The 17,886-nt window shown below is 73.1% G+C and carries 12 protein-coding genes; 5 read left to right on the top strand and 7 right to left on the bottom strand.

Annotation, left to right across the window (positions count from 1 at the left end):
- Positions 1–16: 16 nt before the first annotated feature.
- The 7 genes from ACN28F_RS23010 to ACN28F_RS22980 all read right to left on the bottom strand — a co-directional run bounded on the left by ACN28F_RS23010 (position 17) and on the right by ACN28F_RS22980 (position 12,284).
- Positions 17–1,036, bottom strand: a complete 1,020-nt coding sequence (locus ACN28F_RS23010) for a tryptophan--tRNA ligase (RefSeq protein WP_289209972.1) — start codon at positions 1,034–1,036, stop codon at positions 17–19.
- A gap of 103 nt (positions 1,037–1,139) precedes the next feature.
- Positions 1,140–2,432, bottom strand: a complete 1,293-nt coding sequence (locus ACN28F_RS23005) for an arginase family protein (RefSeq protein WP_353850526.1) — start codon at positions 2,430–2,432, stop codon at positions 1,140–1,142.
- 8 nt (positions 2,433–2,440) lie between these two features.
- Positions 2,441–3,382: a tetratricopeptide repeat protein gene (locus ACN28F_RS23000; protein ID WP_421359657.1), complete on the bottom strand. Its 942-nt coding sequence runs from the start codon at positions 3,380–3,382 to the stop codon at positions 2,441–2,443.
- 6 nt (positions 3,383–3,388) lie between these two features.
- Positions 3,389–6,454 carry an FtsX-like permease family protein gene (locus ACN28F_RS22995; protein ID WP_421359656.1) on the bottom strand — a complete coding sequence of 1,022 codons (3,066 nt, stop codon included), beginning with the start codon at positions 6,452–6,454 and terminating at the stop codon, positions 3,389–3,391.
- Positions 6,451–9,582 (bottom strand): ABC transporter permease, encoded by a 3,132-nt coding sequence (locus ACN28F_RS22990; protein ID WP_421359655.1) that lies wholly within the window; start codon positions 9,580–9,582, stop codon positions 6,451–6,453. The genes ACN28F_RS22995 and ACN28F_RS22990 overlap by 4 nt, the downstream gene beginning before the upstream one ends.
- A 5-nt stretch (positions 9,583–9,587) precedes the next feature.
- Positions 9,588–10,499: an ABC transporter ATP-binding protein gene (locus ACN28F_RS22985; protein ID WP_289209968.1), complete on the bottom strand. Its 912-nt coding sequence runs from the start codon at positions 10,497–10,499 to the stop codon at positions 9,588–9,590.
- A gap of 96 nt (positions 10,500–10,595) precedes the next feature.
- Positions 10,596–12,284, bottom strand: coding sequence for an acyl-CoA mutase large subunit family protein (locus ACN28F_RS22980; RefSeq protein ID WP_289209967.1), 1,689 nt, complete (start codon positions 12,282–12,284; stop codon positions 10,596–10,598).
- 213 nt (positions 12,285–12,497) lie between these two features.
- Here ACN28F_RS22980 and ACN28F_RS22975 point away from each other — a divergent pair, with 213 nt between their 5' ends.
- The 5 genes from ACN28F_RS22975 to ACN28F_RS22955 all read left to right on the top strand — a co-directional run bounded on the left by ACN28F_RS22975 (position 12,498) and on the right by ACN28F_RS22955 (position 17,868).
- The gene (locus tag ACN28F_RS22975) at positions 12,498–14,045 is read left to right on the top strand and encodes an arylsulfotransferase family protein (protein ID WP_421359653.1); all 1,548 of its coding nucleotides are present in this window, start codon (positions 12,498–12,500) and stop codon (positions 14,043–14,045) included.
- 20 nt (positions 14,046–14,065) lie between these two features.
- Positions 14,066–14,995 (top strand): LLM class F420-dependent oxidoreductase, encoded by a 930-nt coding sequence (locus ACN28F_RS22970; protein ID WP_421359652.1) that lies wholly within the window; start codon positions 14,066–14,068, stop codon positions 14,993–14,995.
- Positions 14,996–15,504: 509 nt separating this feature from the next.
- Positions 15,505–16,029, top strand: a complete 525-nt coding sequence (locus tag ACN28F_RS22965; protein WP_421359651.1) for a hypothetical protein — start codon at positions 15,505–15,507, stop codon at positions 16,027–16,029.
- A 101-nt stretch (positions 16,030–16,130) separates the two neighbouring features.
- On the top strand, positions 16,131–16,784 hold the full coding sequence (locus tag ACN28F_RS22960) for a GntR family transcriptional regulator (protein WP_289209964.1): 654 nt from the start codon (positions 16,131–16,133) through the stop codon (positions 16,782–16,784).
- A 52-nt stretch (positions 16,785–16,836) separates the two neighbouring features.
- A complete protein-coding gene (locus ACN28F_RS22955) occupies positions 16,837–17,868 on the top strand; it encodes a 1-aminocyclopropane-1-carboxylate deaminase (RefSeq protein ID WP_421359650.1) in 1,032 nt (343 codons plus the stop codon).
- Positions 17,869–17,886: the final 18 nt, after the last annotated feature.

The raw sequence follows: 17,886 nt of genomic DNA, 5'->3' as shown, positions 1-17,886 counted from the left end.
GGCACGCTGTCAGCGCCTACCCGATGCCGACGGCGTCGCGCACCCGCTCCAGCAACGGTCGGGTCTGCTTACGGGCCTTGTCCGCGCCGTGCGCGAGGAGGTCGTCCAGTTCGCTGCCAGGTGCCATCAGCGCCTCGTAGCGCTCCCGCAGCGGCGCGAACTGGGCGATCAACGCATCGGTCAGCTGGGCCTTCACCTCGCCCCAGCCCATCCCACCGGCCGACAGCCGTGCCCGGGTCTCGGCAACGACGTCCGTCTCGCCGAACCGCTCCAGCAGCGTGAAAACAGCAGCCGAGTCAGGGTCCTTCGGCTCCTCGACCGGCACGCTGTCAGTCGGGATCCGCCGGATCATCTTCCGCAGGGCGGCGTCGGACTCGAACAACGGAATCGTGTTGCCGTAGGACTTGCTCATCTTCCGTCCGTCGACGCCGGGCAGGGTCTGCGCCGAGCCCTCATCCGGTATGACGGCAGCTGGGATCTTCAGCCTGAATCGATCGCCGTAGACGGCGTTGAAGGCACCGGCGATGTCAGCTGCGTACTCAACGTGCTGGACCTGGTCACGGCCAACCGGCACCACATCGGCGTCCATGATGAGAATGTCAACCGCCATCAGCACCGGGTAGTTGAACAGGCCCATGTTCACACCCGCGTCCAGATCCTCCTTGCCGGCCGCACGGTTACGGTCGCGCGCCGCCTTGTACGCGTGCGCCCGGTTCATCAACCCCTTGCCGGTCAGGCAAGACAGCACCCAGGACAGCTCAAAAATCTCCGGGATGTCCGACTGACGATAGAAAGTGGTGCGGTCCGGGTCGAGGCCGGCCGCGAGCCACGTCGCGGCCACCGAACGGGTGTAGTGCCGCAACAGATCGCGGTCACGGATCGTCGTCAATGCATGATAGTCCGCAATGAAGTACAGAGACTCATAGCTGTCGGCCAGCCTCAATGCGGGAAGGATCGCGCCGATGTAGTTGCCCAGGTGCGGCTCACCAGTCGGCTTGATACCAGTCAGCGAGACCTTACGCGCCGTCGACACCATGGACAGGAGACTACCGTGCGGCAACGTCGATCTTCGGCCCACACCCGATGTTCGGGACACCCGAGCGCACAGCGCAAATCTCCCCGGCGTCTTTGACCAGGATCTACTCCGTGGCGGGCGGGGCGGGCACTTCGTCGGGCGTCGGCTGCGGTGTCGGGTCGGCGGAATCCGCGACAGCGGGCCGTGGGGACGGCGCCGGTCGCCGTAGCCGTCCCGGCTTGGTCGCCCCACGCGGCGCGATCCGGTCGGCGATCGTCAACGTCACCGGCGGGACCGGTGGCACCGCAGGTCGCAGCGCCGCCACCGCCGGAGCGTCCGGCTCGGCCGACCCGGCGGCGGTCGAGGTGGTCGCGGTCGAGGCGGCGGCCGGAGCTGTCGCCGGGACCGCCGGGACCGCAGCCGGGGCCGCCGGCTGCGTGGCCGGCGACGGCGAGGTCTCCGGCGCCGGCGACGGCGAGGCCGTGGCCGCGTCGCCGGCGGGCCGGTCACCGTGCACCGGGCGCAGCCCGGCGACCAGGGTGGCGACGATGTCCGCCGCATAGCTGCCGTCCGGGTCGTAGTCCGGGTCGAAGACGGTCAGCTCGACACCGAGACAGTGCGGCGTGTCGACCAGCTCCGCCAGCAGCAGCTCCAGCTCGGCGAAGGCGATGCCACCCGGGTCGGGGGCGTCGACGGCCGGCATCACCGCCGGGTCCAACACGTCGACGTCGACGTGCACCCAGTAGCCGGCGCAGTCGACCAGCTGGTCCCGGGCCCACTGGGCGCTGCGCGCCGCGCCCTCGGCCCGCAGCGCCGGCACCGGCCGGGTGACGATCCCGGCCGCCTGCAGGTCGAGCCGGTACTCGTCCTGGGCCCGGATGCCGAGCACCACCACGTCGACGTCGCGGAAGTACGGCCGGCGGCCCTCGATGGCGGCCAGGTCCGGCTGGCCCCGGCCGGTGACCAGGGCCAGGTCCTCACCGGCCGCCGCGCCCACGTAGGAGGCGTTGCCGGGGTGGCGGAAGTCGGAGTGCCCGTCGACGAAGACCAGCCCGATCCGGCCGCCGACGGACTCACCGAGCCGGTGCATCGCCAGGGCCGCGCCCAGCAGGATCGAGCAGTCGCCACCGAGGACCACCGGAAACTCGCCGGCGTCGATGATCGCCCCGATCCGGCCGGCGAGCGCCGTCGAGTACGCCGAGATCGACCCGGCGTGGCACACCCCGTCACCGGGGCGCCAGTCCGCCGGGTCGAACCTCGGTGGAGTGAGGCAGCCGGCGTCGCGGGCGCCGAGCCGGGCCACCAGGGCGTGGTCACGCAGTGCGCCGGGCGCTTTCGCGCAGCCGGGCACCGACGTCTCGGTCGGCGGGCGCAGACCGAGATTCGACGGTGCGTCAAGAACGGCTATCCGGCGCATCGCGCGGCTCAGAACAGCGCGCTGGCCAGCGCGCGGCGAGCCTTGATCACTGCCGGATCGTCCGGGCCGGCCACGGTGAACAGCGAGACCAGGTGCTTGCGGATGGTCTCCCGGTCGTCGCCGGCGCTGCGCCGGATCAGGTCGATCAGCCGTTGGTAGGCCTGATCGGCCTGGCCGCTGAGCACCTCGACGTCGGCGGCGAGCAACTGCGCCGCGACGTCGTCCGGCGCGGTCCGCGCCGCGTCGAGCGCCGCCGCCGGCTGCACCCCCTGCACCCGCCGGGCCAACCCGACCTGCGCCAGCCCGGCCTCGGCGGCGGCGTCGGCCGGTGCCTCGTTGAGGATCTTCCGGTACGCCTGTTCGGCGGCGTCCAGGTCACCCATCATCAGGGCCTCGTCGGCCGCACCGAGCATCGGATCCTCGGGTGCCTCGACGGCGACGCCACCGGCCTTGAGCACCGCGCCGATCCACTGACGCAGCTGGGCCTCCGGGACCACACCGGCGAATGCGTCGACCGGCTGGCCACCGACCACCGCGTACACCATCGGGATCGACTGCACCCGGAACATCTGGGCCAGCCGCTGGTTGCTGTCCACGTCGACCTTGGCCAGCACCCAGGCGCCGCCACCTTCGGCGGCGAGCTTCTCCAGCACCGGGGAGAGCTGCTTGCACGGTTGGCACCACTCGGCCCAGAAGTCGATGACGACCGGTGTGGTCATCGAGCGTTCCAGGACCTCCGACTGAAACGTCGCCTCGGTGACGTCGATGACGGCGACACCGCCGCCGGCCGGCGCACCTGTCGGACCGCTCGGACCGGCGGCCGGACCGCCACCGGCGCTGGTCGGGGCCCCTGTGCCGGGACGCGGGGCGGCCGGCGCGGCGCTGCGCAGGGAGCTCAGGTCTACCGCGCCGCGGGTGAAGATCGACGGGGTGGTACGTGGGTCGCTCATGGTTACCTAGTCTCGCACGCGAACCGCACGTCCCAACGCCAGCGCCACCGCTGCGAACAGCAGCATGACGCCGATCACCGGAACCAGTACGGTGGCCGGCCGGGGCCAGTCGACCGGGGCGAGCGCGACGTCGCCGTCGGTGGCGACCGGCAGATTGTCGCCGGTGACCCACCAGGCCAACAGCGCGGCGCCGAGCCCGGCCACGGCGGCGAGCACCACCGCCGGAAGCGCACTCCAATGCAGCGACCGGACCGCGATCCGGGTCGGCAGCCCCTGGACGGTCAGCGCCGTCAGGTCCTCGCCCCGACGTCGCCGTTCGACCACCGCCAGCAGCACCATCCCGGCGCAGGCCAGCACGACCGCGAGACCGGCGGCGAGCAGATGGAACCAGATCGCCAGGGCTGGCGCCGTACTGTCGAGCCGCTGCCGGATCCGCTCGGGGGTGACCTCGCCGGTCACGGTGAGCCCGGCGGCGTCGAGCCGCTCGGCGACGTCGGCTGGGGCGTCCCCGCCGAGCCACACCTGGGCCGCGTCGAGCACGGTGTTCTCCGGCACCGCCCGGACCGCGTACTCCAGGTCGACCAGCAGGCCACGGGTGCCCAGGGCCGGCAGCATCCCGACCGGCTCGGCGGTCACCGACTCCACCGGCGCGCCGGTCTCCAACTGGATGGTGGTGCGTTTGAGCCCCTGCGGCCGGTCGTCGGCCGGGGTGACCAGAGCCGGCAGCGGGACCGGGACGTCGGCGGGCAGGGTCCACGGGTCGGCGGCGTCGCCGGGGCGTACCCGCAGCCCGGCCGGGTCGGCCTCGACGGCGGCGCCGGAGGGCCGGCGCCAGCGGGACCCGTCAGCCAGCGCGGCAGCGTCGAGCAGCGGCGTCCCGTCGACGGCCAGCCCGGTCACCGTCACGTTCGGGACCACCCGGAAGGTGCCGTCCGGCGAGGTCGCCCCGCCGGCCGGCTCGGGCCGGACGGAGAACCCGGCCAGCTGGCAGCCGTCGGCGCACTCGACGGGCAGCGGATGAAAGCGCTGCCCTTCGCCGGCGGTCACCGACGCTGTGACCAGGCGTCCCGACGGTGACCGCAGGTGCACGGTGAACCGCACGTCGCTGACCGGTGTGGCGTCGCCGTCCGGCGGTTCGTCTCCGCGACGCCCCGGGGCGGCGACGGTCAACTCGACGGTCAACTCGGTCCCGTCGACGGCGATCGGCGCGGCGGCGGGGGTCCGTAGCAGGTCGGCGACCTCGGCCGCACCGGCGGGGCCGAACTCCGGCCGCCAGCGGGCGGTGGCGGCCAGCGCGGCGGTGTCGGCCAGCAGCACCGGGACGTCGGTACCGGTTCCGGTGTCGGCGCTGGTCCGTCCGACGGCCATGGCGTACCTGCCGTCGGGGTCGACGCTGCGCACGGCGGTCAGCAGGGTCCCGGCGTCGACCGGCAGCACGGTCAGCGCCCGGTCGGCGCCGGCCTGCACCTCGGCCCGCGCCGACCGCGACTGCTCCGCCACGTCGAACGCGACGGCCGCGTAGCCGGTCACCGCGACAGTGACCGTGAGCAGGGTGAACAGGCGTTGACCGGCCGGCTGGCGGGCCAGGTGCAGCAGCCCCAGGGCGGCGGCGAGCTGGCCCCGGCGCAGGGCGGCGGCACCGAGTCGCCCGGTCAGTGGTGCCACCAGCCGGGCGGCGACCAGCGCCACGGTCACCCCGATCAGCGCCGGCACCAGCAGCGACAGGCCGACCAGTTCGCTGTCGAAGAGCCGCAGCTGGGCGACGGCGACCACGGTCAGGGCGAGCATGACCGCTTCGGCCAGCAGTGACGCCCAGAGCCGGGTCCGGGGCGGCACCCGCCGCAGCAGGTCGACCACCGGGCTGGCCAGTTCCCGACGTTGGGCGAGGACCGCGACGGCCAGCGCGCCGACGAGCGTGGCGCACCCGGCCAGCACGGCCGTACCGGAGGTGACCGGCGCGAACCGGCCCTCCTCCAACCGCAGGCCGGCGAGGACGCCGACGAACACCGACCCCAGCAGGTAGCCGACCGGTGCGCCGAGGGCGATCGCGACCGCCGGTTCGCCGGCGGCCAGCAGCCAGCGGGCCCGCCGAGGCGTGCCGCGCAGCGCGAGCAGGCCCAGTTCGGTACGGCGGGCGGCGGTCCCGGCAGCGACCGCCATGAAGACGACGAACAGGCAGAGGATCACCAGGGGTACGGCGGCGACCGGCACCACCTGGCGGGTTAGTGCCTGGGCCGCAGCGATCCGGTCCAGCAGCGGGCTGACTCCGTCGACCAGGAAGACGAACCCACCGGCCTCGACACTGAGCCGCTCGCCGACGTCGACGAGCTGCCGGTCGAGGGCCGCCAGCCGCTCCGGGCGCAACGCGTCGTCGCTGGCCAACGCCTCGACGCTGCGGAAGTCACTCGGCCGGTCGATGTCGTCGACGGTGAGCCGACCGGTGAAGACCGGTTCCCGGTAGGCGTCCAACGTGCCCGGGACGAAGTACGGCGTACGGCCCCAGTAGAGCGCCTGCGGATCCAGCGGCGCGTAGAGGCCGACCACGGTGACCTCGGCCGGCGCGCCCGCCGGCCGGTAGATGCGTTGCCCGGCGTCGTACTCGGCGACGGTGACGGTCAACCCCTGTCCGGGGACCATCCCCAGCCGGCGGGCCGTGTCGACGCCGAGGACGACCTCGTACGGCGAGACCAGGCAGCGGCCCTCGACCATCCGCAGGTTGGCGCAGACGTCCTCACGGAAGACCAGGTACGACACGTCGGTGGGGCCCGGTTCGACTCCGAGGATCGGCGACTGCACCGAGTAGACGGTGCGGAAGCCGGGCAGGTTACCGACGGCGGCCGTGACAGCCCGGAACGAGCCCTCCTGGTCGGGCAGCAGGGTGGGGACCGACAGGCTGACGCTGCGCTGCGACCGGGCGGCGGCCGACGTCTCCGCCGCCACCACGGCCCGGTCGGCGGCGGCGAGGTACGCCGGGCCGGTCACCGCCGCCGCCGTGGCGAAGACGCTGAGTACGAAGACCACGATCGCCTGACCTCGCCGGGCGGCCACCATCGACAACAGCAGTGGGATCATCGGTGGCTCCGGTCGGCGGGTCGGGGTTCGGCGCTGGCTCCGGCGGTGCCGGATTCACCGGCAGCCGATTCGACGGCGCGGACCAGCCGGTGGCCCGCGAAGACGGCGGCGCAGCCGAGCACGACCGTCGCGGTGACCAGGGTGATCAGCAGCGGCACCGGTCGCGGGCCGATCCGCAGCGGCAGCACCGCCCAGTTGTCGACGAACACCGGCATCGTCTGCAGCACCGGCAGCCGGGCGACGACGGTCACCAGCAGTCCGACCGCGACCGCGAGCGCCCCGGCGACGACGTACCCGCCGTAGGCGATCCGCGCCACGGCGGCGGCCGGCAGGCCCTGCGTCCGCAGGGCGGTCAGTTCGGCGGCCCGGTCGCCGCGTTCCACGGCCGCTACCACCATCAGCGCGCCGGCCGCCAGCAGCAGACCGATGAGCCCGGCCGCCAGTTGGAACCGCAGCGCCGACGGCGCCCCCTGACGGCCCAGCTGGCCGAGCATGTCGGCGTAGGACTCGACGCCGACCACCGTCAGGCCCTGCGCGGTGAGCCGGTCGACCAGGTCGGCGGGGGCGTCGGGGGCCAGCCACACCTGGGGTACTTCGCCCCGGCCGGAACCGCCGGCCAGCCGGTCGGCCAGCTCCAGGTCGACGAGGTAGCCCCGGAACCGGGCCTGCGGCAGCGCGTCGGCCACCGCCACGTACCGCACCGGCAGGGCGTCAGCACCGAAGACCTCCAGCCGAGGGTCACCGGGCAGCTCCGGAGCGAGCTTCGGCCCGGAGCGCACCACCGGCAACGGGACCGGTGTCTCGATCACGTGGACGTGGGTGGACCGGTCCCGAGCCGGCCCGGGCGCGGTGACGGTCAGGCTGCCGTCGGCGACGGTCAACGCGGGCCCGATCGCCCCGGGCGTCACCGGGCCCCGCCAGTTGCGCAGATCGGTGAAAAAGTCGCGGTCCACGGCGGGTGTGGTCCCGCCGGCCAGTTCCCACAGGGTGACCGCGACTCCGTCGGCGGCCGGCACCGGGCGACCGTTCCAGCCCGGTTGACGCAGTTCCAGTGAGGCGAGGCGGCAGCCGTCCGGTCCGCACCCGTCGACCGTCGCACGGTGTTCGGCGGGGGTGGACCCGAGCGGGCCGAAGACGACCGTCACCGGATCTCCCGTCTGGTCGACCAGGTGGGCCAGGACACTGACCGGTACGTCGGCCGGCCCGGCCGCGGTCAGTCGCAGCTCGCCGTCGGCCACGGCGACGCTGGTGAGCGGCGCGGCCAACGCGGCGGCCACCTCGGCCGCCGCCGGCCCGTACCAGGGGTGCCAGGCGGCGACGGCGGCGAGCCGTGTGCTGTCCACCGCCAGGATCTGCTGGGCCGAACCGGTGCTCACCACCGCCATCGCCTGCCGGCCGGACGGGTCGGCCGCCCGGACGGCGGTGAGCAGATGGGTGCGGCTGCGGGCCTGCACGGTCAGGACCTGGTCGGTGCCGACGGCGTGGGTCGCCCGGGTGGTGCGGGCGTCGACCGACTCGGTCCAGCCGGAGATGGCGGACCCGAACAGCGCCACCGCCACTGTGAGCAACGCGACCAGGCGGGCGGTGCCCGGGCGGCGGGCCAGATGCAGCGCGGCCAACGCGGCGGGTAGCCGGCCCTGGCGCAGCAGGGCGGCACCGGCGCGGGCCGCTCCCGGGGTGGCGAGCCGGCCGGCGATCAGCGCGATGGCGAGCGCCAGCAGGGCCGGGGCGAGCAGCACCAGGCCGCTGACCTCGCCGGGCTCGGTGGCGGCGGTGTACGCCTGGTACAGCCCGGCTGCCGCCACCGCGACGGCGACCAGGTCGACGGCGTCGGCCCGCCACCCCCGGTGCCGGGCGGGGACGTGCCGGAGCAGGTCCACCACGCCGGTGCGGGCGTTGCGCAGATCGGCGGCGATCGCGGCGACCAGTGCGCCGGCGACCGCCGTACCGGCCGCTGCGACGGCGAGTCGGGCGGCGTCGGCCAGCCGGGCCGGGTCCGGGCCGGCACCGGCGAGCAGCCGGGCACAGAGCAGACCGGCGGCGAGGCCGACCAGTGCGCCGACGAGCATCGGCAGCCCGCTCTGCCCGATGGTGAGCAGCCAGACCCGCCACCGGGCGCCGCCCCGGAGTTTGACCAGTCCCAGGTCCCGGCGGCGGTGCTCGGCGGTGTGCTGGACGGCGAAGAACAGGGCGAACCACGACAGCAGGAGCAACTGCCCGGCGGCCACGCCGACACCCAGGTTGACCAACTGGCGGTGCCGGGTGATCTGGTCGACCAGGACGGCGGATTCGGTACGGGTCAGCCAGCGTCCGCTGCCGCCGCCGGCCGATCGGCGCAGTTCGCTGGCGACGTCGACGCCGTCGACGAAGGCGGCACCGGGCAGGATCAGGTGATGGTCGACGGAGAGCGTCGCGGCCGGGGCGGCGGCGAGGGTGCCGGCGGTGGCGAAAACCGGATCCCCGCTCTCGGCTTCCGCGTCGTCGGTGCCGGCTCCGGTGCCGAGCAGGCCGAAGGCCCAGTACGGCGAGTGCGGGTCGGTGACCTGGTAGGTCCCGGTGACGGTGAGGGCGATCGCCGCCTGACGGCTCGCCTGGTGGGTCAACCGGTCCCCGACGTCGACGCCGAGCCGCTCGGCCGTCCGGGAGCTCACCAGGACGTCACCGGGGTCGCGGGGGCAGCTGCCGGTGATCGTCAGATTCGCGCAGACCTGCTCCCGGTGCACCAGGTCGGCGGTGAGGCCGAACTCTCCCGCGGCCAGGGTGCCGGTGTTCCACATCGAACTGCTGGCCTGCGCGCCCGGGAATCCGATGAGCGCCGAGCCGCCGTCGCGGGCCTGGGCGAGCAGGTCGTCGCCGGCCGCGTCGAGGGCGGCCCGGTCGCCGGTGGTGGGGTCGACCACCTGGTCGCGGTCCAGGTCCGGGGCGTCGAGTTCGATCCGGCCGGTCGCCCGGGCAGCCAGCTGGCCCGGCCCGGCGTCGGCGACGGCCGCCTGGGCGACGGTGCGGGTGGCCGCGGCGGCGTACCAGGGGGCGGCGGTGGTCGCGGTCACCGCGAGCGCGGTCAGCACCAGCAGGGCGACGGTCTGGCCGGCGCGGGACCGCAGCGCCCCGACGATCAGTGCGAACATCGCGGTCAGTCCACAGTGGCACTGTTGGTGGCACCGGGCGGCGGGCCGGGCGGGGCGGCACCGCCGGGCAGCAGGTGGGGCGGCGCGGCGTCACCGCCGACGACCAGCGTCACCGCGCCGTCGACCTGCGCCACCCGCAGCAGCGTGCCGGGTGGAAAGTCGCCGAGCACCTCCGGCGGCAGCTGCACCGTACCGTCGCCGGCGACCACCGCGAAGTCCTCACCGTCGCGACCCTCGGCACCGACCCGGCCGTCGCGGATGGTCACCGCCCGGCCGAGCCGGGCACCGACGGCGGCGTCGTGGGTGACCACCACGATCGTGGTGCCCCGCTCGGCGTTGACGGTCTCCAACGCGTCGAGCACCTCGTCGCGGCCCCGGGTGTCGAGCTGACTGGTCGGTTCGTCGACCAGCAACAGGCCGGGCGAGGCGGCGACGCCGACGGCGAGGGCGGCCCGCTGCCGGGCACCGGGCGTCAGCTCGGCGATCCGGTCACCGCCCTGACCGGGCAGCCCGACCAGGTCGAGGATGCGGTCGGGATCGTCCAGATCGACACCGGCGGTGGCGGCGGCCCGCCGCTGCGCCAGCCACACGTTGCGCCGCAACGTCGCGTACGGCAGCAGGTTGCGCACCGCGCCCTGCAGCACCACCCCGATCTGCGTACCCCGCATCCGGGAGATCTCCCGGTCGGAGAGCTTGCCCAGGTCGTACGTGCCGACGCTGACCCGACCGGCCGACGGGCGCATCAGCCCGGCGAGCAGCGCCACCAGGGTCGACTTGCCGGAGCCGGAGGGGCCCACCAGGGCCAGCATCTCGCCCGGATTGATCGTCAGATCGACGCCGGAGAGCGCCACCACGTCGCCGGCCTCGCCCCGGTAGATCTGCACCACCCGTCGACAGCTCACCGCAAGTCCCGTCACGGCGTACTGCCTACCACGATCATGCTGGGCCCGCTGACCCGGAAGAGGTCCACCCTAGGCCGGCGGCCCGGTTGGGCAGGGGGATCCTCGGCAGGGTCAGAAGCGCGCCGGCTCGTGGTAGACGCCCCACTCGCCGCGCAACGCGTCGCAGATCTCCCCGAGGGTCGCCTCGGCGCGGACCGCGTCGAGCATCACCGGCACCATGTTGTCGCCGCTGCGGGCGACCGCGACCAGCTCGTCGAGGCTGCGACGGACTGCCGCGTCGTCGCGGTCGGCCCGACGGGTGGCCAGCAGCCGGCGCTGCGCGGTCTCCACCTCGTGGGAGATGCGCAGGATCTCCAGCTCCTTCGCGACGGTGCCGGTGTGACAGTTCACCCCGACGATCTTCTTGTGCCCCGCTTCCACCGCCTGCTGGTAGGCGAACGCCGCTTCGGCGATCTGCCCGGTGAACCAGCCGTCCTCGATGCCGCGCAGGATGCCGGAGGTCATCGGACCGATCGGGTGCGGGCCGTCGCCGCCGAGCTGGCGGATCCGGGCGAAGATCTCCTCCGCCTCGGCCTCGATCCGGTCGGTGAGCGCCTCGACGTACCAGGAGCCGCCGAGCGGGTCGGCCACGTTGGCCACCCCGGTCTCATCCATCAGCACCTGCTGGGTCCGCAGGGCGATCTCCGCCGACTCGTCGGTGGGCAGTGCCAGGGTCTCGTCGAGGGCGTTGGTGTGCAACGAGTTGGTGCCGCCGAGCACGGCGGCGAGCGCTTCGACCGCCGTACGCACGACGTTGTTGACCGGTTGCTGCGCGGTCAGCGACACCCCGGCGGTCTGGGTGTGGAACCGCAGCCAGAGGGCGCGTTCGTCGGTGGCGCCGTACTCCTCGCGCAGCCAGCGGGCCCAGATCCGCCGGGCGGCCCGGAACTTGGCGATCTCCTCGAAGAAGTCGACGTGCGCGTCGAAGAAGAAGCTCAGCCCGGGGGCGAAGCGATTGACGTCCAGGCCCCGGGAGAGCCCGAGCTCGACGTAGCCGAAGCCGTCGGCCAGGGTGTACGCCAGCTCCTGCGCGGCGGTGGAGCCGGCCTCCCGGATGTGGTAGCCGGAGACCGACAGCGGCTTGTAGCGCGGGATCCGCTCGGCGCAGAACTCCATCAGGTCGCCGATCAGCCGCAGGTGCGGCTCGGGGGCGAACAGCCACTCCTTCTGCGCGATGTACTCCTTGAAGATGTCGGTCTGCAGCGTACCGTCCAGAGTGGCCAGGTCGGCGCCCTGGCGTTCGGCGGCGACCAGGTACATGCAGAACACCGGCACCGCCGGACCGGAGATGGTCATCGACGTGGTGACCGCCGCCAGGTCGATGCCGTCGAAAAGCACGTCCATGTCGGCGGCGGAGTCGATCGCCACGCCGCAGTGGCCGACCTCGCCGAGCGACTGCGGGTCGTCGGAGTCGCGGCCCATCAGCGTCGGCATGTCGAACGCCACCGACAGCCCACCGCCGCCGGCACCGAGGATCATCTTGTACCGCTCGTTGGTCTGCCGGGCGTTGCCGAACCCGGCGAACTGCCGGATCGTCCAGGTCCGCCCCCGGTAGCCGGTCGGATACAACCCCCGGGTGTACGGGTACTCGCCCGGCCAGCCGATCCGCTCGAAGCCGGGGTGGTCGGTGCCGTCGAGCGGACCGTAGACCGGGTCCACCGGCGTACCGGACAGCGTGGTGAAGTCCGCGTCCCGCTTCTTCGCGGCGTCGTAGCGGGCCTGCCAGCGGGCGCGGCCGGCGGCGATCTGTTCGGCGTCCATCGGGGCCTCCTCGTCGTACGGCGACTCCGAGTCTAGAGGCACACTGAACGATCGCTAAGCCCACTGGGTGGGAACCGGCGTCGGCTCCGGCCGGTCGACCGGCCGGAGCCGGGACCCGCGCATGATCGCCTCTCGATCGCTCGGCAACCTACCCAGGAACCACACAGCGTCGATGCAGTTTGAGCCCAGTTGGCGATGGCAACGTAGCCCGACATGTTTGCCGACCGCGACGACGTTTCCTCGACCCGACGATTCAGCCGGCGTGGTCTGCTGGGTGTCGGCGGCGGCCTGCTCGCCGCCGGAGCGACCGGGGCCGCCGGGGTCGGACTGGGGCGACGCTCGGCGGCACCTTCGGCCGCACCGGCACCACCCGAGGCCACGCCGGACCGGATCCGCAGCTACGTCACCCGGCCGGACCTCCGCATTCCGGTCGTCGAGACGACCGTCGACGGCCCGGTGACCGACGGGTTGATCTTCCTCACCCCGGCCGCCGGTGCCGGCGGCCGGGGCCCACTGATCGTCGACGGCGACGGTGAACCGGTCTGGTTCCGCCAGGTGGCCGGGCCGGCCGATGTCGCCGTCGACCTGCGGGTCCAGCAGCTCGCCGGTGAGCCGGTGCTGACCTGGTGGGAGGGTGCGATCACCAGCGGCATCGGCGGCGGCGAGTTCGTCATCGCCGACACCGCGTACCGGGAAATCACCCGAATCCGCGCGGACGGTGACCTGCCGACCGACCAGCACGACTTCATCCTGACCGACGACGGTACGGCGCTGTTCTTCGTCTACGAACTGGTCGCCGCCGACCTGTCCACGGTCGGCGGCATCACCGACGGCGCGCTGTACGACGGGGTGGTCCACGAGGTGGAGGTCGACACCGGCCGGACCGTCCGCCGCTGGCAGGCCCGCGACCACGTGCCGCTCACCGAGTCGTACGCCGATCCGCCCGCCGACGACCGGGCCCGCACGCCGTACGACTTCTTCCACCCGAACTCGGTCGACGTCGACCACGACGGTCATCTGCTGATCTCGGCCCGGCACACCTGGACCGTGTACAAGATCGACCGCGAAAGCGGAGCGGTGCTGTGGCGACTCGGCGGCAAGCGCAGCGACTTCGCCTTCGACGAGGGCGCCGACTTCTCCTGGCAGCACGACGCCCGACGGCGCTCCGACGGCACCATCGGGATCTTCGACAACCGGGCCGGCATCAGCGACGAGGCGGACCAGTCACGCGGGCTGATCCTCGCCGTCGACGAGACCGGCCAGACCGCGTCGGTGGTCCGGGAACTACCGCCGCCGGGCAACCTGCTCGCCCGGACGCAGGGCGGGGTGCAGGAACTGCCCGGCAACCGTTCGTTCGTCGGCTGGGGTGCCGAGCCGCACTTCTCCGAATACGCCGAGGACGGCACCCTGGTGTTCGCCGGTCACCTGCCCGAGGACAACGGCTCCTACCGGGCGTACCGGTTCGACTGGACCGGTCGACCGAGCGGCCGGCCCGCCGTCGTCGCCGAGGCCAGCAGCGGCGACGCGGTCACCGTGCGGGTCAGCTGGAACGGTGCCACCGAAGTGGCCAGCTGGCAGGTGCGCGGCGGTGCCCAACCGGACGGGTCGACCGTGCTCGGCGAGGCCGACCCGACCGGTTTCGAGACCACCGTGACCGTGCACGGTCCGGTCGCGTACGTGGTGGTCGACGCACTCGACGCCGATCGGCGGACCCTGGCGTCGTCGGTCACTGTCCCGGTGCCCCCGGCCGAGGGCACCTGACCAGGCATATGCTCGACGACGTGGACTTGCGGATCTTCACCGAACCCCAGCAGGGCGCCAGCTACCAGCAGCTACTGGCGGTGGCCCGATGCGCCGAGGACGCCGGCTACGACGCGTTCTTCCGCTCCGACCACTACCTGGTGATGGGCGACGCGGACGGGCTGCCCGGCCCCACCGACGCCTGGACCACCCTCGCCGGGCTGGCCCGCGACACCAGCCGGATCCGGCTCGGCACCCTGATGACCGCCGCCACGTTCCGCTACCCCGGCCCGCTGGCGATCACCGTCGCCCAGGTCGACGAGATGAGCGGCGGTCGGGTCGAGTTCGGCCTAGGCGCCGGCTGGTTCGAAGCCGAACACACGGCGTACGCCGTGCCGTTCCCACCGCTGGCCGAACGGTTCGACCGGCTGGCGGAGCAGCTGGCGGTCATCACCGGGCTGTGGGAGACGCCGGTCGGCGACACGTTCGACTACTCGGGCCGGTACTACCAGGTCACCGACTCCCCCGCACTGCCCAAGCCGGTCCAGCGGCCCCGACCGCCGGTGCTGATCGGCGGCAAGGGACGCAAGCGGACCCCGCAGCTGACCGCCCGCTACGCCGACGAGTTCAATGTCCCGTTCGAGGGCGTCGCCGAGTCGGCCCGGCTGTTCGCGCAGGTCCGCGCCGCGTGCGCGACCGGCGGCCGCGACCCGGACAGCCTCCGGCTGTCCAACGCACTGATCCTGTGCTGCGGACGCAACGACGCCGAGGTCGCGCGGCGGGCAGCGGCGATCGGCCGGGAGCCGGACGAGCTGCGCGAGAACGGTCTGGCCGGCACGCCGGCCGAGGTCGTGGAGAAGATCGGCCGGTACGCCGAGATCGGTGCCCAGCGCATCTACCTGCAGGTGCTGGACCTGGCCGACCTCGACCACCTCGAACTCGTCGCCGCCGAGGTCGCCCCGCAACTGTGACGGCGGCGCTCGACGGCGACCCGTCACCGGGCGCTGGTGCGTCCCGGTTGTCCCGGTCGGGTTGATTCTCGCGGCGAGAATCGATGGATGTGGCTGTCCCGGAGCTTGCCTGGCCCTTCCGCCGGGGATCTCGACTGGCTCGTGTTCGAGCAGTCCGGTGTGCTCAGCGCGAGGCAGGCCGTCGAGCATCTGGGCCGGTCGGGGCTGCGGCGCAGGCTGGACCGTGGCCAGTGGCGGCGGATCTGCTCCGGCGTGGTGCTGACCCACAACGGTCCGTTGACCGCTGGTCAGGCGCTCTGGGTGGCGGTGCTGCTGGCCGGTCCGACCGCACTGCTTGCCGGACTGACCGCCGCCCGTGAGGGTGGTCTGCGCTTCACCGGCCCCGGTCCGATCAGAGTCCTGACCGGCAGTACCCGGACCTGCGTCGGCGGCTGCCGCTGGACATGCCGGCGATGGTGGTGCACCGAACCGGCGTACTGCCTGACGATCACCGCCAGGTCGGGCGCCCGATGCGGACCAGCATGGCGCGGTCGCTGGTGGACGCGGCCGGCTGGGCCCGGTCCGACGATGAGGCACAGGCGATCGTCGCCGCCGGATGTCAGCAGCGTCGGGTCACCCCGGCGGAGATCCTCGCCGTGCTGCGGCGGATGCCCCGGGCCAGGCGACGCCAGCTGATCAGCGTCACCGCCGTGGACGCCGACGGTGGCGCGACGGCGCTGTCCGAGATCGACTTCATCCGACTTTGTCGACATCACCGGCTACCGCTACCGGACCTGCAGGAACGGCGACGTGACCGGTCCGGCCGGCTGCGCTACCTCGACGCGTACTGGCGTCAGTGGCGGCTGCAGGTGGAGGTGGACGGGGCACACCACATGGACGTACGCGAGTGGGCTGCCGACATGAAGCGGCAGAACGACGTGTGGATCGCCGGCGACCGAATCCTGCGCTTTCCTGCCTTTCTGATCCGCTCCCGACCGGCGGAGGTCGTCGACCAGGTACGTGGTGCGCTACGGGCTGCCGGCTGGGCTGGCTGAACCGATTACCTGCTGGCGATCTAGAAGGATTCTGGTCGATATACCGGCCAGATTCTTCTAGATCGCTGGCGACGGGACGACTTAACATCTAACATTTCAGTGTGCCATTGCAGCCTGTGCCCCGAACGCTGCTGCGCGACAGCGCGTACGCGGCCATCCGTGACGCCGTCGTGCGCGGTGACCTCGCGCCCGGGGTCGCCGTACGCGATCAGGACCTCGCCGAGCAGCTCGGGCTCTCCCGGGCACCGGTGCGCGACGCACTCGCCCGGCTCGCCGACGAAGGGCTCGTCGAACGCAAGCCGCAGAGCCACACCCGGGTCACCCCGCTGGTGCCGCACGAGGTCCGGGACGCCGCCGCCGTGGTGCGCGCCATGCACGAACTCGCCGCCCGCACCGGCGTACCGGCTCTCACCGACGCTCAGGTGGCCACGATGCGGGCCGCGAACCGCCGGTTCGCGGCGGCCTGCGCGACCGGCGACCTCGACGCCGCGTTGGCCGCCGACGACGACCTGCATCAGGTCCTGGTCGACGCGGCCGGCAACCGGGCCGCCGCCGCGACCATCGCCCGCTACACGCCGTTGATCCGCCGGTTGGAGCGGCACCAGTTCAGCCCGGCCGGCGCCACCCGGTCGGTCGCCCTGCACGAGCAGCTGATCGACGCGTGCGCCGACCGCGACGCCACCCGCGCCACCGAGATCACCGCGCTGATCTGGCAGTCGCTGGTGACCCTCGCCGCCGACCCGACGCTCACCTGACCTGCCCACCGCACCTGACTCACCCGCTGACCGCCCCCTTAGGGAGACCGACATGTCGATCACCGCGTTCGCGCGCCACCCGCTGCTGTTCGGCCCCTCGCCGGTGCACCGGCTGGACCGGCTCACCCGCCACCTCGGCGGGGCGGCGGTCTGGGCCAAACGCGAGGACTGCAACTCCGGCATCGCCTACGGCGGCAACAAGACCCGCAAGCTGGAGTACCTGGTCGCCGACGCCCTCGCCACCGGCTGCGACACGCTGGTGTCGATCGGCGGTGTGCAGTCCAACCACACCCGGCAGGTCGCCGCCGTCGCGGCACACGTCGGGCTGAAGTGCGTGCTGGTGCAGGAGAGCTGGGTCGACTGGCCGGACGCGGTCTACGACAAGGTCGGCAACATCCTGATCAGCCGGCTCGCCGGAGCGGACGTACGGCTGGTGCGGGCCGGGTTCGACATCGGCTTCCGCGAGAGCTGGGAGCAGGCGCTGCAGGAGATCACCGACGCGGGCGGACGGCCGTACCCGATCCCGGCCGGGGCCTCCGACCACCGCCTCGGCGGCCTCGGCTTCGCCAACTGGGCGTACGAGGTGGCGCAGCAGGAACAGCAGCTCGGTGTCTTCTTCGACACCATCGTCGTCTGCTCGGTCACCGGCAGCACCCAGGCCGGCATGGTCGCCGGGTTCGCCGCGCTCGCCGAGGCCGGCGCCGGTTCCGGGGCGCGGCCCCGGCGGGTGCTCGGCGTCGACGCTTCGGCGGCCCCGGACCGCACCCGTGAGCAGGTGACCCGGATCGCCCGGCAGACCGCAGAGCTGATCGGTGTACGCCGGCCGATCGGTGCCGACGACGTCGAGTTGGACGAGCGCTACCACGCCGGTACGTACGGCATCCCCGACGAGGCGACCCTGGACGCGATGCGGCTCGCCGCCCGTACCGAGGGCATGGTCACCGACCCGGTGTACGAGGGCAAGTCGATGGCGGCGCTGATCGACCTGGTCGGCCGGGGTGAGATCGACCGCGACGCGACCGTGCTCTACGCCCACCTCGGCGGCCAGCCGGCGCTCAACGGCTACAGCGCCCTGTTCTCCTGACCCGGGTGTCGGGGGCCG

Source organism: Solwaraspora sp. WMMA2101, assembly GCF_049179175.1.
In the GTDB taxonomy this organism is placed as follows: Bacteria; Actinomycetota; Actinomycetes; order Mycobacteriales; family Micromonosporaceae; genus Micromonospora_E.
This window is presented reverse-complemented; position numbering and strand designations above follow the sequence as displayed.

What these genes read in the sequence shown, in the direction of transcription:
- ACN28F_RS22975 (WP_421359653.1), top strand. Translation starts at nt 12,498, where the DNA reads ATGTTTGCCGACCGCGACGACGTTTCCTCGACCCGACGATTCAGCCGG.
- ACN28F_RS23000 (WP_421359657.1), bottom strand. Translation starts at nt 3,382, where the DNA reads ATGAGCGACCCACGTACCACCCCGTCGATCTTCACCCGCGGCGCGGTA.
- ACN28F_RS22990 (WP_421359655.1), bottom strand. Translation starts at nt 9,582, where the DNA reads ATGTTCGCACTGATCGTCGGGGCGCTGCGGTCCCGCGCCGGCCAGACC.
- ACN28F_RS22995 (WP_421359656.1), bottom strand. Translation starts at nt 6,454, where the DNA reads ATGATCCCACTGCTGTTGTCGATGGTGGCCGCCCGGCGAGGTCAGGCG.
- ACN28F_RS22980 (WP_289209967.1), bottom strand. Translation starts at nt 12,284, where the DNA reads ATGGACGCCGAACAGATCGCCGCCGGCCGCGCCCGCTGGCAGGCCCGC.
- ACN28F_RS23010 (WP_289209972.1), bottom strand. Translation starts at nt 1,036, where the DNA reads ATGGTGTCGACGGCGCGTAAGGTCTCGCTGACTGGTATCAAGCCGACT.
- ACN28F_RS23005 (WP_353850526.1), bottom strand. Translation starts at nt 2,432, where the DNA reads ATGCGCCGGATAGCCGTTCTTGACGCACCGTCGAATCTCGGTCTGCGC.
- ACN28F_RS22955 (WP_421359650.1), top strand. Translation starts at nt 16,837, where the DNA reads ATGTCGATCACCGCGTTCGCGCGCCACCCGCTGCTGTTCGGCCCCTCG.
- ACN28F_RS22965 (WP_421359651.1), top strand. Translation starts at nt 15,505, where the DNA reads ATGCGGACCAGCATGGCGCGGTCGCTGGTGGACGCGGCCGGCTGGGCC.